Source organism: Ohessyouella blattaphilus (assembly GCF_024721265.1).
GTDB lineage: Bacteria > Bacillota > Clostridia > Lachnospirales > Lachnospiraceae > Aequitasia > Aequitasia blattaphilus_A.
On the sequence record NZ_JAMXOC010000003.1, the window covers coordinates 1 to 16,651 of the forward strand.

Consider the following 16,651-nt stretch of genomic DNA (forward strand, 5'->3'; position numbering starts at 1 on the left):
CTACCGGGCGGATTGCGGACTTACACCGGTTAGAAACGTGCGCCGCCAGGCGCACTACAAAAAAATGCCTTTCCTACCATTTCTGATAGAAAAGACATCTTTACATTCGTTATTTTATTATTTTGCGTAATCGCTCACCCGAGATTCTCGGATAACATTTACTTTAATCTGACCTGGGTACTCTAATTCAAACTCAATCTGCTTGGCTATGTCGCGTGCCAAAAGAACCATGTCTGCATCAGATACCTGATCGGGAACTACCATAATACGAACCTCTCTACCTGCTTGAATAGCAAAAGATTTATCAACACCTTTAAATTGATTGGTGATATCTTCAAGTTGTTTCAATCTGTTAGTATACGCCTCTAGGGTCTCTCGACGAGCGCCTGGGCGAGCTGCAGAAATTGTGTCAGCTGCTTGAACAAGAACTGCAATAAGTGACTTCGGCTCAACATCGCCGTGATGGGATTCGATAGAATTGATGACCACATCTGATTCCTTGTATTTTCTCGCCAAATCAGCGCCGATTTGAACATGTGTCCCTTCGACGTCATGATCTATTGATTTTCCAATATCGTGTAACAGTCCTGCTCTTTTTGCCATCTTGACGTCAAGACCCACTTCACCGGCTAACAAACCGGCCAATTGCGCCACTTCCATCGAGTGCTTTAAAGCATTTTGACCATAACTTGTGCGAAAACGCATTCTTCCTAAGAGCTTAATAAGCTCTGGATGAATACCGTGAACACCTACCTCAAAGGCAGCGTTTTCACCTTCTTCGCGAATCATTACTTCTACTTCTTTCCTAGCCTTTTCAACCATCTCCTCGATTCTGGCCGGATGAATTCGACCATCGACAATCAGTTTCTCAAGGGCAATCTTTGCCACTTCTCTTCTAATCGGATCAAAGCCTGAAAGCACTACGGCTTCCGGAGTATCATCGATTATAAGTTCTACACCAGTCAGCGTCTCAAGAGCTCTAATATTACGCCCTTCACGACCGATGATGCGACCTTTCATTTCGTCACTAGGAAGCTGCACCACCGAGATTGTGGTCTCTGCTACGTGATCCGCGGCACATCTTTGAATCGATGTTACTACGTACTCACGAGCCTTTTTATCCGCCTCTTCCTTTGCTTGTGATTCCAATTCTTTAACTAACTTTGCAGCGTCGTGTTTAACTTCTTCTTCAACAGTTTTTAACAAATGTTCTTTTGCTTGTTCGGAGGTAAGTCCGGAGATTCGTTCTAGTTCCTGCACTCTTTGATTGCTTAATTCTTCAACTTTCGCTTCCTTGGTCTTCAGATTCTCTTCTTTCGCTTGTAAGCTTTGTTCTCTGCGTTCTACCATATCTGCTCTTTTTTCCACAGATTCTTCCTTGGTAAGAACTCGCTTTTCATAGCGCTGAAGCTCTGCTCTTCGCTCTTTCGACTCTTTCTCCAGTTCATTCTTAGTCTTAATCGACTCTTCCTTCACCTCTAAAAGACCCTCTTTTTTCTTAGCTTCCGCTGTTTTAACCGCATCGTCGATAATTTCACGTGCACGAGTCTCAGCATTACCAATCTTATTCTCTGCATTGTTCTTAAGACTGCTAATCGTTAGAGCTCTCGTTAAAAATGCCACTAAGATAAGCGCGACCACAGCGATGATAATAATAGCTGCTGTAGGCACAGGAGCACCTCCTTATTTAGTTTTCATTGTACAAAGACAACATAGATATTTTATCGTTTCTTATGCAATATGTCAAGTTAGCGTGCACTTTCAATCGCCTTTTTTATTTTGTCATAGGAAAATCCTTTGCGCTGCAGATACATAAGCGTTCGCTCTCTACTCTTTTTGTCGTCTTCTTGTTCAAAATACCGACGCCGGCGGAGGTGCTCAGCGATGGCTAAAAGCTCACTATCGCCCCCGTCTTCGTAACATTCTTCTAAGGCCTCACTAATATCGTCTTTAGAGAAACCCTTGCTATACATCAGCGCTTCAATCTCCCGGCGACTCTTCTTGTCCTTCCGGTAGTGTACGAAGCGCTTAGCGTATTCCTTATCATTTAAGTAGCCAAAGCCTTCTACATAGATAAGAGCTGCTACGGCAATATCCTCCCGGTACCCCTTTTCTTTAAGCTTATCCCGCAAGGCCTTCTTCGTCCGATCCATATCCTTTAAAAGATGCATAACGTAAAGCTTCGCCTTCTTTAGGATCGCCTCGTCAATCTGCTCCTTTTGCGCCTCGGTAATCTCCTGCCCAACCTTCAAATGATAGCGAAAGAGTTCGCCATTACTTAACGTAAAGGCAAACTCTTCGTCTATATAAACCTTGTAAACACTTTTCTTAGCTCTCTTTTCCTCAGTAACTTTCGTTATCTGCATCCTTACTCCTCGGAACTTTCTACCTCGTTCCCTTTTTCCTTCTTCTCCTTACCATCTGCCCCTTCGGCGAACCCGTAGTGCTGGCGAATCTGAGCATCTAACTCACTCATAACTTCTGGATGCTCCTCTAAGTAAAGCTTAGAGTTCTCTCGGCCTTGGCCAATCTTATCGCCTTTATAGGCAAACCAAGCACCGCTCTTTTGCACCAGGTCGATACTGACAGCTAAATCGAGAATATCACCGGCCTTTGAGATACCTTTGCCAAACATAATATCAAATTCTGCTTCTTTAAAAGGTGGTGCCACTTTATTCTTAACGACTTTTACTCGCGTCCGGTTACCTACCATCTCGCCGCTTTGCTTAAGAGTCTCAATCCGGCGAACATCCAGTCTAACGGAAGCGTAGAACTTAAGGGCCCGGCCGCCAGAGGTAGTCTCAGGGTTACCAAACATCACGCCAACCTTCTCTCTCAGCTGGTTGATAAAAATAACGATACAGTTAGACTTAGAAATAACTGGCGTCAGCTTCCTAAGCGCTTGGGACATCAGTCGTGCCTGAAGGCCTACGTGAGAATCTCCCATATCCCCATCAATCTCCTGACGAGGTACTAAAGCCGCCACCGAATCCACGACGATAATGTCAATCGCCCCTGAGCGTACCATAGTCTCAGTAATCTCTAGCGCCTGATCACCACTGTCTGGCTGAGAAATATATAATTCATTAATATCAACGCCGATATTCTTAGCATACGTGGGGTCAAGAGCGTGCTCTGCATCCACAAAGCCAGCGATGCCGCCACGCTTCTGCACCTCGCTAATCATATGAAGCGCGACTGTCGTCTTACCACTGGATTCAGGACCGTAAATCTCAATTACCCGGCCTCTAGGAACACCGCCAAGACCAAGAGCTAAGTCTAAGCTTAAGGAACCGGTAGGTACGGTCTCCACTGCCGTTCTCGCCGCCGGATCACCTAGCTTCATTACCGCCCCTTTACCAAAATCCTTCTCTAATTTAGCAATCGCTGCATCAATTGCCTTTTGTTTATTATCATTTGCCATTTTCTTTTCTCCTTTTAGAACATTTGTTCGTTCTGTGCTTTCATCTTATTACATAAAAATAAAATTGTCAATAAATAAATCTTAACAACTGTATTGTCCCATAATCCGTACTTTGAATTTGACCTTTTGCGAAGATGACAAAAGGTGCCGAAAAGAACTTCCGACACCTTTAACTTACCACACTTATTCACTTCTAGCAATCTACTCTAACGTATGTTTTTTGCTTTTTTCGACTTTTTCATCGTAGGCGGCGAAAATTTCGTCCACCGCTGCCCTCTCCGGCTTCTTTGTCACCAGGCTAACAAGGGGCACCACCACCAGTCCAGCCACCATCGTAAAGGCCCCAGCATTAATCGGGGAAGCGATAAACTTAAAAATCATATTCGCGGTGGTAATCCCTACTCCCAGAACAAAGCTAGTCCAGACCGCTGCTGGCGAAATCCTCTTTAAGTAAAGACCGTATAAAAAGGGCGCTAAAAACGAACCGGCTAACGCCCCCCAAGAAATCCCCATCAGCTGGGCGATAAAGGTGGAGGGATTCAGAGCTAGGAGCACTGAAATCAAAATGAACACCACGATTAACACTTGCATTGTAATAATCTGCTGCTTCTCGCTCATCTTCTTAAAGACAAACCCTTTCAGGCAATCAAGAGTAAGGGTCGAGCTAGAGGTAAGCACAAGAGACGCTAAAGTAGACATCGACGCGGAAAGCACCAGTACCACCACTACCGCTACGATAACGTCCGGTAAATCTACTAGCATCTCCGGAACGATCCGGTCAAAGATAACATTACCGCCGGCGTCGCGAATCCCTGGACCGTCAAAGAGACGACCAAAGCCCCCGAGAAAATAAGAGCCACCGGCGACGACAAAGGCAAAAATCGTCGAGATTACCGTCCCTGTATTTATCGATTTTTCATCCTTAATGGCATAAAACTTGCCAATCATCTGGGGCAATCCCCAGGTGCCAAGAGAGGTGAGAATAACCACCCCTAATAAATTCACCGGGTCCGGACCAAAGAAAGAGGTAAAAGCCCCCTGTTGCCCCAGGGTAACTGGATTATCGCTAGGAATCTTCGCCATTTCGAAGACCGAATTCATAAACCCACCATTGATATTGAGAACGGCGGCAATGGTCACACAGATGCCCACTAGCATAATGATCCCTTGAATAAAATCATTGATTGCCGTCGCCATATAGCCCCCCAGAATAACGTATAAACCGGTAAAAATCGCCATTCCAATTACACAGTATTGATAGGGAATATGGAATGCCATTTCAAACAAACGGGAGAGCCCGTTATAAATAGACGCCGTATAAGGCACTAAAAAGATAAAGCAAATAGCCGAGGCCGCAATCTTAAGCCCCTTGCTAAAGTACCGCTTCTCAAAGAATTCTGGCATAGTCCGGGCCTGAAGGTGTCTGGTCATTACCTTGGTCCGTCTCCCTAGTACTATCCACGCCAGTAGACTGCCGATTAACGCGTTACCAATGCCAATCCAAGTGGCACTCATTCCGTACTTCCAACCGAATTGCCCGGCATAGCCGATAAACACCACGGCCGAAAAATAAGAGGTCCCGTAGGCAAAAGCCGTCAACCACGGCCCTGCACTGTGGCCTCCTAGTACAAACCCATCCACACTGGTAGTATGCTTTCTAGCGTAGATACCAACGATAATCATGGCTATAAAGAACACAATAAGCATTGCTAATTTGATAATCATAAAACTGTCTCCTCATAGGTCTTTCCACTTTAGTCCGTAACGCTTTAACGCGTTAAAGTATAACTTTGATAAGATTACCATAATAAATCCCTCTCGTCAAGAGCCAAGAGGGATTTCGTTTGTAATCATTTTATTTCATTTTTTCTACCCGTTCGCTAATGATTTTATTATAATTCTCCACCTTGCGATCATAAGCTTCATTCATATAGTAAGAATTAAGCAAGAAGTCCGCAGTCGCTAGGTTATTAGCGATAGGAATATCGTAAACCACGGCAATTCGTGATAAGGCCTTCACGTCTGGGTCATGAGGCTGGGCTTCTAGTGGGTCCCACAAGAAGACCATAAAGTCAATCTGACCTTCCACGATTTTTGCACCGATTTGCTGATCACCACCTAATGGGCCGCTATTGTATCCTTTTACTGGTAAGCCGGTCTTCTCCGCGATCAAGCGCGCCGTTGTACCGGTCCCACAGAGAAAATGTCCCTTTAAGATGTCCTTGTTCCGATCACACCAAGCCACGATTTCCTCTTTCTTGCCATCATGAGCAATGAGGGCGATGCGCTTTTGTTTGCCAATTTCAAATGAAATAAAGTTATCTGTTACCATATTTGTGTCTCCTATTCGTAGTATTTAATTAGGGCTTGGTTTCCTAAGTCACCTAAGCCTTCTTTTTCTAGTTTCTTGTAGTTCGCTAACACTTTCTTGAGAATCTCCAGATGTAAGCCCGACTCTTCGGCCTCTTCTTCAGCAATTCCCATATCTTTAACAAAATGCTTTAAGTAAAAGCCTGGATTCATATCATCAGCCACAATCTTCGGACCGAACGTATCTAACTGCTTACTACCAGCGGCCCCAGTCTTCACACTGTTAATCAGCGTATCTAGATTTAAGCCCTTAGCCTTTCCGTAGGCAAGGGCCTCACAGACTCCCGAAAGGGTTCCCGCAATCATAATTTGGTTAGCCATCTTAGCATGCTGGCCACAGCCGGCGCCTCCCTGGTAGTTAATGTTGGTACCCATAGCTTCAAAGACCGGCATTAAGGCTTGGTAATCCTCCTTATCACCGCCCACCAGAATCGAGAGGATTCCGTCTCTCGCTCCAATTTCTCCACCGGTAACGGGAGCGTCTAAGACGCGCAGCCCTTTTTTCTTACCTTCTTTATAAATCTTCTCCGAAAGGCTGGGGCTCGTTGTTGTCATATCGATAAGATAGGTCCCCTGGTCACTGCTGGCAATAATTCCCTCTTCGCCAAAATAAACCTCTTCTACGTCCTTCGGAAAGCCAACGATGGTAATCACCGCCTCTTTTCCCGATACACATTCTTTAATACTGTCGTAATACTTGGCGCCTTCAGCAATCACATCCCGGACCTTGTCTACATTTCTCGCATAGATATGTAAGTCAAAGCCAGCCTTCATTAAATTGCGCACCATGGATTTACCCATGATTCCCACGCCGATAAATGCTATTTCTTTCACTCTTTACCCCTTTCTGCTTTGTCGCCTATCTTTTTTTGGCGACCTCGCCTGCTCGCTTATAAATACAACCCTCGCCTACGTAGCCCCGGACGCTACTAAGAGGATATATATTACTGTTTTTGCCTACTACGGTTCCCGGATTTAAGACTGAGCCACAGCCGACTTCCACCTCGTCACCAAGCATGGCACCGAACTTCTTAAGGCCCGTCTCTAACTCTCCTGTAAGCCCGCGAACCACCACTAGCTGCTTATCCGACTTTACATTAGAGGTAATGGAACCGGCTCCCATATGGGCTTTATACCCGAGGATAGAATCGCCCACGTAGTTATAATGAGGTACCTGCACCTTATTAAAAAGAATCACGTTCTTAAGCTCTGTGGAGTTCCCCACCACCGCGCCTTTTCCCACAATGGCATTGCCTCTAATAAAAGCACAGTGGCGCACCTCCGCTTCCTCATCGATAATTAGCGGCCCGTGCAAATAGGCGCTAGCGGCAACTGTCGCCGACTTGGCCACCCAGATATCCTCGCCCATCTGGGTAAAACGCTCTTTATCAAGGGTCTTTCCTAGCTCTAAGATAAACTCGCTAATCTTCGGTAAAGCTTCCCAGGGATACGTAAATCCCTTTAGAAAATCACCTGCGATGCTTTCCTCTAAATGATAAAGTGCTCCTACTTCTAATTCCTGCATACTATTTTTCTCCTTTGTGATAGATGGTGGCAATCTGCCGATACCGCTCAAGCAGCACACCCTGATTATTTAACGTCCGCACACTATTCGTCCGCCGACTGATATAGCCATTAAGCTTCTCCATATAGACTTCTTCCGTAATCTCGCCTTCGGCCACCTGGGTTAAGCCTTTCTCCCAGCTAGCAGTCAGCTCGGGATTAAGCATCGATGGCAGTGACTTATCCATGGCGTCAAAGATCATCTCGCCCATCATTGTAGGCGTTACAATCTGGGTTTTCTTATTTAGCTTTAGGTAGTCGATACTGAAGAGCTTTTTTAAAATCTCGCCTCTTGTTGCCGAAGTGCCAATGCCACTGCCATGGATCTGGGCCCGCAGCTCCTCATCCTCAATTAGCTTTCCGGCATTTTCCATCGCAAGAATCAAGGAACCTGAATTATACCGCTTCGGCGGACTGGTCTTTCCTTCTTTCGTAACCATGCTCTTTAAGGACAAACGCATCCCCTTCTTTAAAGTCTGCACGTAATTGAAGAACTCCAGGTTGTCACTTATCTCCTCTTCTTCCTTATTACCTGGTACGCCTACCACCTTTAAGTACCCCTCTGCGCTTAACACCTTAAAGTTAGCAAAGAAGGATTCCTCGCCTAGCTTAGTGGTAATGGCTACCTTCGTATAGACAGCATCCGGATAAAAGATGGATAAAAAGCGGCGAACCACCATATCGTACAAACGTCTTCCTAAGTCGCTAACGCTCTTTAGCGCCCCCAGCCCTTGACCGGTGGGAATAATCGCATAGTGATCGGTAATCTTCTTATCGTCCACATACTTCGTCTTCGCCAATCCTTGATGACTCTTCGATTCCTTAATATCGTTTAAAAACGGCACTGCCGGTTCATAGTTCATCAGACCATTTAAGTTTTTACTTATCTCTTTAGCCACGGCGGTAGAGAGCACCCGGGCATCCGTTCGCGGATACGTCAGAAGTTTCTTCTCATAGAGCTCTTGGGTCAGCCTTAAGGTCTCATCGGGACTAATCTTAAAGCGCTTGGAGCACTCATTTTGCAGCTCTGCTAAGTTAAAAAGCAGAGGTGCCTTTTTACGTTCTTTCGTCTTCTTGATCTCGGCGATCTCCCCGTCTTGACCTAAGTCCTTCATCTGTCTAATAAACGCCTGAGCCTCTTCTTCTTTTAAAAAGCCATTATCATTATAAAGCAAGGGACTTTCAAAATAGGTAGAACCAGCTACCGCCCGCCATTCTCCTTCGTAACTTTTCTCCTCGCCGAAAGTGGCGATTACTCTGTAGAAATTCGTCACTTCAAACTCCCGAATCTCACGCTCCCGGCGCACCACCATCCCCAGCACACAGGTCATTACCCGACCAACGGCGATCACGCAGCGGTCCTTCTTTAGAAAACGGGCAATCCCATTACCGTACTTAAGGGTCATTAAGCGGGAGAAGTTAATTCCCATCAAATAGTCTTCTTTCGCCCGCAGATAAGCCGACGCTCCTAGGTTATCGTAGGACTCTAAAGGCTTCGCCTCCTTAATTCCTCGAAGGATCTCCTCTTCCGTCTGAGAATCAATCCAGACACGCTTACGCTTTTTCGGTGATTTCAGAGCCTCTTGCTCCACCAAGCGGTAGATATACTCTCCTTCTCGTCCCGAGTCAGTACAGACGTAAATCGTCTCTACGTCCTCCCGGTTAAGGAGTCCGGCAACAATGCCAAACTGTTTCTTTACATTATCGATTACTTCGTATTTAAATGTCTCTGGTAGAAAGGGCAAAGCCTCTAAGTTCCAGCGTTTCCACGAGCCGTCATACTTATCTGGATAGCTCATCGTCACCAAGTGACCCACACACCAAGTGATAACCGCCTCCTCTGACTCGAGAAAGCCATCCCCCCGTCTGGTACGTAGACCGAGAGCTTTAGCAAATTCCTGAGCCACACTGGGTTTCTCTGCAATATATAGTGATTTCCCCATTAATTATCCTTCCCTCTAAAAAAGCGTTCCAAAATTCTAAACACACCCTTTCTGCTTTTTGGTTTTACTTCTATGGTATTCTTTGCCGTATGCAAAGTTTCTTTCATAAACGTGGACTGGGCGCTTACCTTTGGCTCCGTCTGAGCCACTTTCTGATACGTACCGTCAGCCTTCATCTCCCGGATTTTTACATTATCAGCAAGCATCACCGCCAAGTAATGGTTGATTTTTGCTTTCACGCCCTCATCAAGCACCGGACAAGCCACTTCTACCCGCTTCTCCGTATTTCTCGTCATCATATCCGCTGAGCCTAGATAAAGTTTCTGGTCTCTACCGGTGCCAAAGCTAAATATCCGGGGATGCTCAAGGTAACGACCTACAATACTAGTTACCCTAATATTATCTGTATAACCGGCTACTCCTGGTCGCAGACAGCAGATTCCCCGCACCTGCAAATCGATTTTAACCCCGGCATTTGAAGCTTCGACTACTTTCTCGATAAAATCTAAATCCGTTAAAGAATTCATCTTCATAATCACTCGACCAGCGCTCCCCTTCTTAATCTCCTCATCGATTAAAAATAAGACGTGCTGCTTTAAGCTACTGGGGGAGACGATAAAATGATCATAGGCGCCATTTAGGTTACCGATACCCATGTTTTTGAAAAAGTTATTGGCATCCTCACCGATCCCCTCATGGGCAGTAATTAAAGACAGGTCGGTATACATGGTAGCCGTCTTTTCGTTATAGTTGCCGGTTCCCACCTGGGTAATATACTCAATTCGGTTGCGGTTGCGATACGTAATTAGACAGACCTTCGAGTGCACCTTATAGCCTTCAAAGCCGTAAAGCACCCGGCACCCCGCTTCTTCTAAGCGCTCCGACCAATCGATATTATTCTGCTCGTCAAAACGTGCTCTTAGTTCAATGAGGACGGTGACTTCCTTACCGTTTTCCGCCGCTGCGGAAAGGTATTCAACAAGTCTAGCCTGCTTCGCTAAGCGGTAGATCGTAATCTTAATAGTCAAGACATCGGGATCGGTACTGGCTTCCTTAATCAGGGTTAAAAACGGATTCATGCTCTCATAAGGAAAATGCAAAAGCAAATCCTGCTTCTTAATCTGAGCCCGCATGGTTCCTTCCGTCAGACCGGTAACATTTTGGGGCGCAAAAGGAGTATAAACCAACTTCCTCTTCGCTTTCTCCGGAAGCTTATCCGCCATGCCAAAAATATACTCCAACTTCATCGGCATCTTTGTACGAAAAATCTGCTTCGGCGTAATACCAAATTGCTTACAGAAAAATCCTTCCATTTCACTACTTAGCTTTTCCGCAATCTCCAGACGTACCACTGCCATCCGCTGCCTTTTTCCCAGGGTCTTTTTCATTAATTTACGAAAGTCATCGGTAATATCAAGGGACTCATCATCGGGAGTAATATCCGCATTTCTGGTGACGCAGATATAATTTCTCTCACTTACCTCGTAATTTTCAAAGACCAAATCCAGGTTTTCCAAAATCACCTTTTCCATCCGAATATAGCTTAAATCCTCGCCTGGCAAAAAAAGAATGTCGGAAACGTAGCTGGGTACCGGCACAATGCCCATCCGCTGCTTATTTCCTCTTGTCAGGCTGGCCGTTACATAGATTTCCTTATTCAGCAAATGGGGAAAGGGATGATTAGCATCCACAATCTGAGGTGAGAGAATCGGCAGAATATTTTCCACAAAGTCCTTTTTCACGTATTTCTTCTGACTCCCCGACAATTCATTGTAATCAAGGCCGAGAATACCGTAAGGATGAAGCAATTTCTTAATCTTACTGTAGGTCTGGTCCCGTTCCTTATAGAGAGGTGCCACCGCCTCATAGATTGCCCCTAGCTGTTCATTCACCGTCATGCCTGAGCGCTTATCCACTTCTGTCTCGTCGGTATGAGCCATGTCAAAAAGACTGCCCACCCGAATCATAAAGAACTCGTCTAAATTACTGGTAAAGATAGCCACGAACTTCATCCGCTCAAGCAAAGGGACTTTTTCATCCTCCCCCTCTTGCAACACCCGCTCGTTAAAGCGAAGCCAAGAAAGCTCTCGATTTTGGGTATAAGGTAATCCATATTTTTCCATATCTGCTTCGCTCCTTTACTTTTTTCTCACGTTCTATTTTACCATTTTCTCCGTTCATCTTCAACGAAAACAAGGAGCTCGAACGAGCTCCTTGCAAATGTTTAATCTAGTTTTTACTTTTTCTTAATAAAACCTTTTTTCGTCAGTGTCTCTGCACAAAGGACAGCCCCACCAGCAGCCCCTCTAATCGTGTTATGAGAAAGACCGATGAACTTAAAGTCGTAGACGTGATCCTCTCTTAAGCGGCCAATTGACACGCCCATGCCTCGTTCATAGTCTACGTCTAAGGAAACCTGAGGACGGTTATCGTCTTCTAAATACTGAATAAACTGCTTCGGCGCGCTTGGCAATTCCTCTACCTGAGGATAGCCTTTGAATTCACGCAGCTTAGCGATTAACTCTTCTTTCGTAACTGACTTTTCAAAATTGATAAAGACGGCGGCGGTATGTCCGTTAAGCACCGGTACGCGCACACACTGAGTGGTGATAACTGGTGAAGTCGCCAGCTCAATCGTTCCGTCTTTTACCTGTCCTAACACTCTTAACGGCTCTTTCTCGCTCTTTTCTTCCTCCCCACCGATGAAAGGAATGATATTACCAACCATCTCTGGCCAATCGGTAAAGTTCTTGCCCGCTCCTGAAATCGCCTGATAAGTGGTAGCCACCACCTCTTTTGGTCCAAACTCTGCCCAAGCAGCTAGTGCTGGGGTATAGCTCTGAATCGAGCAGTTAGGTTTAACGGCGATAAATCCTTTCGTAGTGCCTAGGCGCTCTTTCTGAGCTTCGATAATCGCAAAGTGATCATCGTTAATCTCTGGCACTACCATCGGCACATCCGCGGTCCAGCGGTGAGCACTATTATTAGAGACAACTGGCGTCTCGGTCTTGGCATACGCTTCTTCAATGGCCTTTATCTCGTCTTTTGTCATATCTACAGCCGAGAAGACAAAGTCCACGCTAGCGGCTACTTTTTCCACTTCGTTTACATTAAGAACCACTAAGTCCTTTACGGCCTCTGGCATGGGCACGTCTAGCTTCCAGCGGTTCCCTACGGCCTCCGCATACGTCTTGCCAGCGGAACGAGGGCTGGCTGCTAGCGTCACCACCTCATACCAAGGATGCTTATCTAAAAGGGCGATAAATCTTTGCCCTACCATTCCCGTTGCCCCTAAAATACCAACTTTTAATTTCTCATTCATGTTTTTCGTCTCCTAACTCTTTATACACTCTTTAAATACTGCTCATAAACCTGGATAACAGCACTCATTGCCGCCTTTCCCGGGGCGCCGATTGTATTGCGCTTATTGACACAAGTTTCCATCTTAATGGCCTCGTAGAGATCTTTACTGAATTTATCGCTTAACTTCTGATATTCCGTAAGCGGCAATTCATCAAGGGAAATCCCTTGATCGATACAAAGAAGCACTAACTGACCAACGATGCTATGGGCATCTCTAAAAGGAACACCCTTACCCACCAAGTAATCCGCCACATCGGTAGCGTTGGTAAACCCTGACGCCGCACTTCTTTCCATCCGGTCTTCTCTAAATTTCATAGTCCGAATCATATCGGTAAATAAAGGTAGGCATATTTCCACCGTATCAAGGGCGTCAAATACCATCTCTTTATCCTCTTGCATATCTTTATTATAGGCCAGTGGAATACTCTTCATGGTGGTTAAAAAACCCATTAACGCGCCGTACACTCGGCCTGTCTTCCCGCGCACTAACTCGGCAATATCAGGGTTCTTCTTCTGAGGCATAATACTACTACCAGTGCTATACGCATCATCGATTTCCACAAAGCGATACTCATCGCTATTCCAGATAATCACCTCTTCGCTAAACCGACTAAGATGCATCATAATGGTCGATAGAGCGCTTAATAGTTCAATCAGATAATCCCTATCTGAGACCCCGTCCATACTATTAAGGGTGGGGCCCGCAAATCCTAGAAGCTCGGCCGAATATTCCCTGTCAAGGGGATAGGTGGTCCCAGCTAGCGCCCCGCTTCCTAGCGGACACGTATTCATTCGCTCCTGGATGCTTAAGAGTCGTTCGTGATCTCGCTTAAACATTTCAAAGTACGCACCGAGATGATGAGCTAGCGTTACTGGCTGAGCCTTTTGCAAATGGGTAAAGCCAGGCATATACGTCTCTAAGTTATTTTTCATTACCGCTAATAGAACCTTTAGCAGTTCTTGCACCTGGCTATCAACATTCGAAATCTCTTCACGAATATAAAGCTTCATATCCAGTGCTACCTGGTCGTTACGACTGCGTCCCGTATGAAGTTTCTTTCCCGTATCGCCGATGCGCTGGATTAAAGTCGCCTCCACAAAACTATGAATATCCTCGTATTTATGACTAATCTCTAGATTACCACTTTCTATTTCCACTAAAATCTCTTTAAGAGCTGTAATCAGTTCATCCTTCTCAGCTGTCGTCAAGATTTCTTGCTTAGCCAGCATCTCTACATGAGCGATGCTGCCGGTAATGTCTTGCTTATATAGACGCTTATCAAAGGAAATGGAAGCGTTAAAATCATACACCTGGGCCTCTGTCTCCTTCGTGAAGCGGCCACCCCATAACTGTGCCATATCTTTTCCTCATCTTTCTATTTTGTGACTGTTTATCATTTTATCACATTGAAGTGCTAAATTGAAGTGTTAAATTCCAAACGATTACCCTCGCTCACGCCGCGAAAACTCACACCCACAGAAGTCTTGGCGATATAGGTTGTATTCCTTCGATAATTCAAGAGAACGCTTATAACCATTTTTCTTCTTAAAATCCGCCGGCAAGAAGCTCACTTCATGAACCTCTCCTAATTCTTTGCCGATGGTATTGAGCTTAACTGCACTCTTTAGCGGGCTAATGGTCAAGGTGGTGGTAAAGTAATCATACCCACCTGTCTTCGCCATCACTGCCGTCTCATGAAGCCGCTGATGGTAGCATTTCTCGCAGCGACGCCCCCCTTCTTTTTCTGACTCCAAGCCTTCGGCAATTGCCAGAAACTTATGGTGTTCATAAGGACCAGCAACAAAATGAACAGGATTCTTAAACTTCATCTTATTGATTAAGTCCTGCTGTTCGATAATCCGTTTGGTATACTCACTCTCCGGAAAAATATTCGGATTATAATAAAAAATCGTCACCTCAAAGTACTGACTGACGTATTCCAGCACATAACTGCTACAAGGAGCGCAACAACTATGAACTAACAGAGAAGGAACCCGTCCTTCTCTGCTCACCTGATTAATGACCTCATCTAATGCTTTTTGATAATTCATCTCTACCTCTCAATAAAGTAACAAATGCCTAAAGCACCTGGACCGGCATGGGTCCCAATGCTGGGGCTGATGTCGTTAATAATAATCTCGGCCTCCGGTAGCACTTCTTTTGCCAGCCTAGCTACGTAGTCCGCATCCTCTTGGCAATTCGCATGAATAATCCCAACTCGCTTGCTCTTGCCCTTTTCCTTTATTTCACTTTTCATATTATTAACCAACGTACTTAAAGAACGCTTTCTTCCGCGAATCGTACCAAGGGCAGCTAATGTTCCCTCTTCAGTAATCTTAAGTAGCGGCTTAATATTGACAATCCCTAGTACCACCGATGCCGTCTTACTAATACGACCGCCCCGGTATAAATGATTCACATCATCTACGGTAAACTGAATGTGAATATTGCTCTTCTGAGCTGTAAGCCAATCGGCTACCTCTTGGAGGCTAGCACCCTCTGCCTGCTTTTCTAATGCCCCTAGGAGCAATAAGGTCTCTCCTAAAGATACGGTAAGGGAGTCAATCACGATGATCTGACGCTTAGGGTACTCTTCAAGTAACTCCTCGGCAACCATCACCACATTGTTATAGCTACCGCTAAGTGCTGAAGAAAAGGCAATATGCAAGATGTCTTTCTCTTCTTTTAAAAGAACTTCAAACTTTTCTCTAATTACCGCCGGATTATTCGCCATCGAGGTAGGCAACTCGCCTTCTGCCATCATCTGATAAAACTCTGCCGGACTTAAGTTCTTCTCGTCTCCGTAGACAGTATCACCAAACCCATAATACTGCGGTATAATCGTTATTCCGTGCTTTTCCTTGTATTCTCTAGGTATATCCGAATTCGAATCGGTTGTAATTACATACTCGCTCATCCCTTTACCTCCGTTTTACTTTGTCTCTCAAAGTATATTAAATCTAGATATAATTGTCAATTATCACAAAACACACATTTCGACACGTAAAAATACGTGTTTAATATTTACCTACGTATTATTACGTGTTATACTATGTCTATAAATAACGAAGGGAGAATCTATGAAGACTTCAGAATTGTTGAAAAAGCTTAAGCAAAACAACTGTAGCCTACACAGACACGGAAAAAAACATGATATATGGTATAGTCCTATTACTGAAAACGAATTCCCCATACCTAGACATAAAGGCGAAATCCCAAAAGGAACACTAAAAAGCATACTGGAAGATGCCGGAATTGATTAGACCTAATCTTCCACACACTCGAAAGGAGAATTGAAATTATGGCAAAATACGCTTATCCAGCAATCTTTACACCTGAAGAGGATGGTAGTTACTCTATCAACTTCCCAGATTTAAAGGGATGTTACACTTGTGGTGACAGCTTGGAGGATGGTTTAGAAATGGCCGAGGATGTGTTGGCTTTGGTTTTATACGGATACGAAACCAGAGGTGAAGATATTCCAACACCATCCAAAATCAAATCATTAAAACTTAATAACGATGAATTTGCAAACTATGTATTTTGTGACACTCTAGAATATCGCAAAATGTACAACAATAAGGCAGTCAAAAAGACTCTCTCTATTCCTGAATGGCTCAATGAATCAGCAATGGCCATCGGTGTTAATTTTTCTCAAGTACTACAAGAAGCTCTTATAGAGAAAATTAAATAGTACAAATACTCCTAGCCCTCTCCTACCCTGGGCTAAGGAGTATTTTTTTGACTAAATTCCCGACTAAAACTTCTCGGAATTAATGGTCATTTCTTGCGATTATTCGTGCTTATATCCAAGCTAATTTTTGATAAAGAAATAGCGCAAACCCTTTTAAACACTGGATTTACGCCACTTTATATACTAAGCTGAAAAGCGGACTTGAACCGCCGACCCCTTCATTACGAGTGAAGTGCTCTACCAACTGAGCTATTTCAGCACAAGTACTATTATATCCAAAATGGCTGAAATTG

Annotated in this window: 15 protein-coding genes and 1 tRNA gene; 2 read left to right on the forward strand and 14 right to left on the reverse strand. The window is 44.7% G+C overall.

The annotated features are described in order from the left end of the window. Positions 1 to 117 precede the first annotated feature (117 nt). The 13 genes from rny to NHH16_RS03595 form a co-directional block, all read right to left on the reverse strand. Entirely contained in the window at positions 118 to 1,656 is a 1,539-nt protein-coding gene (gene rny / locus NHH16_RS03535; protein ID WP_416389386.1) for a ribonuclease Y, read from the reverse strand. A 92-nt stretch (positions 1,657 to 1,748) separates the two neighbouring features. After that, positions 1,749 to 2,366, reverse strand: coding sequence for a regulatory protein RecX (locus tag NHH16_RS03540; protein ID WP_262068230.1), 618 nt, complete (start codon positions 2,364 to 2,366; stop codon positions 1,749 to 1,751). Positions 2,367 to 2,368: 2 nt separating this feature from the next. Continuing rightward, on the reverse strand, positions 2,369 to 3,424 hold the full coding sequence (gene recA / locus NHH16_RS03545; protein WP_262068231.1) for a recombinase RecA: 1,056 nt from the start codon (positions 3,422 to 3,424) through the stop codon (positions 2,369 to 2,371). 201 nt (positions 3,425 to 3,625) lie between these two features. Further along, a complete protein-coding gene (locus NHH16_RS03550; protein ID WP_262068232.1) occupies positions 3,626 to 5,149 on the reverse strand; it encodes a sodium:solute symporter family transporter in 1,524 nt (507 codons plus the stop codon). A 130-nt stretch (positions 5,150 to 5,279) separates the two neighbouring features. Continuing rightward, positions 5,280 to 5,756 (reverse strand): methylglyoxal synthase, encoded by a 477-nt coding sequence (locus NHH16_RS03555; RefSeq protein WP_262068233.1) that lies wholly within the window; start codon positions 5,754 to 5,756, stop codon positions 5,280 to 5,282. An 11-nt stretch (positions 5,757 to 5,767) separates the two neighbouring features. Next, positions 5,768 to 6,628 carry an NAD(P)-dependent oxidoreductase gene (locus NHH16_RS03560; protein WP_262068234.1) on the reverse strand — a complete coding sequence of 287 codons (861 nt, stop codon included), beginning with the start codon at positions 6,626 to 6,628 and terminating at the stop codon, positions 5,768 to 5,770. 25 nt (positions 6,629 to 6,653) lie between these two features. After that, positions 6,654 to 7,319: an LbetaH domain-containing protein gene (locus NHH16_RS03565; RefSeq protein ID WP_262068235.1), complete on the reverse strand. Its 666-nt coding sequence runs from the start codon at positions 7,317 to 7,319 to the stop codon at positions 6,654 to 6,656. 1 nt (position 7,320) lies between these two features. Next, complete coding sequence (locus tag NHH16_RS03570; RefSeq protein WP_262068236.1) at positions 7,321 to 9,300, reverse strand: DNA topoisomerase; 1,980 nt, start codon at positions 9,298 to 9,300, stop codon at positions 7,321 to 7,323. Continuing rightward, the gene (gene ppk1, locus NHH16_RS03575; RefSeq protein WP_262068237.1) at positions 9,300 to 11,423 is read right to left on the reverse strand and encodes a polyphosphate kinase 1; all 2,124 of its coding nucleotides are present in this window, start codon (positions 11,421 to 11,423) and stop codon (positions 9,300 to 9,302) included. Before ppk1 ends, NHH16_RS03570 begins: the two co-directional genes overlap by 1 nt. A 113-nt stretch (positions 11,424 to 11,536) precedes the next feature. Further along, entirely contained in the window at positions 11,537 to 12,622 is a 1,086-nt protein-coding gene (gene asd, locus NHH16_RS03580) for an aspartate-semialdehyde dehydrogenase (protein ID WP_262068238.1), read from the reverse strand. A 20-nt stretch (positions 12,623 to 12,642) separates the two neighbouring features. Next, a complete protein-coding gene (gene argH, locus NHH16_RS03585) occupies positions 12,643 to 14,022 on the reverse strand; it encodes an argininosuccinate lyase (protein WP_262068239.1) in 1,380 nt (459 codons plus the stop codon). An 84-nt stretch (positions 14,023 to 14,106) separates the two neighbouring features. Continuing rightward, complete coding sequence (locus tag NHH16_RS03590; RefSeq protein WP_262068240.1) at positions 14,107 to 14,715, reverse strand: epoxyqueuosine reductase QueH; 609 nt, start codon at positions 14,713 to 14,715, stop codon at positions 14,107 to 14,109. Between the two features lie 2 nt (positions 14,716 to 14,717). Beyond that, entirely contained in the window at positions 14,718 to 15,581 is an 864-nt protein-coding gene (locus NHH16_RS03595; protein WP_262068241.1) for a DegV family protein, read from the reverse strand. Between the two features lie 163 nt (positions 15,582 to 15,744). Here NHH16_RS03595 and NHH16_RS03600 point away from each other — a divergent pair, with 163 nt between their 5' ends. Together NHH16_RS03600 and NHH16_RS03605 are read left to right on the forward strand one after the other, a co-directional pair. Next, positions 15,745 to 15,927, forward strand: a complete 183-nt coding sequence (locus NHH16_RS03600; protein ID WP_262068242.1) for a type II toxin-antitoxin system HicA family toxin — start codon at positions 15,745 to 15,747, stop codon at positions 15,925 to 15,927. A gap of 38 nt (positions 15,928 to 15,965) precedes the next feature. Further along, positions 15,966 to 16,358 carry a type II toxin-antitoxin system HicB family antitoxin gene (locus NHH16_RS03605; RefSeq protein WP_262068243.1) on the forward strand — a complete coding sequence of 131 codons (393 nt, stop codon included), beginning with the start codon at positions 15,966 to 15,968 and terminating at the stop codon, positions 16,356 to 16,358. 186 nt (positions 16,359 to 16,544) lie between these two features. On the opposite strand, the gene NHH16_RS03610 is transcribed toward NHH16_RS03605, so the two are convergent. After that, positions 16,545 to 16,617: transfer RNA gene (locus NHH16_RS03610), tRNA-Thr, on the reverse strand. Positions 16,618 to 16,651: the final 34 nt, after the last annotated feature.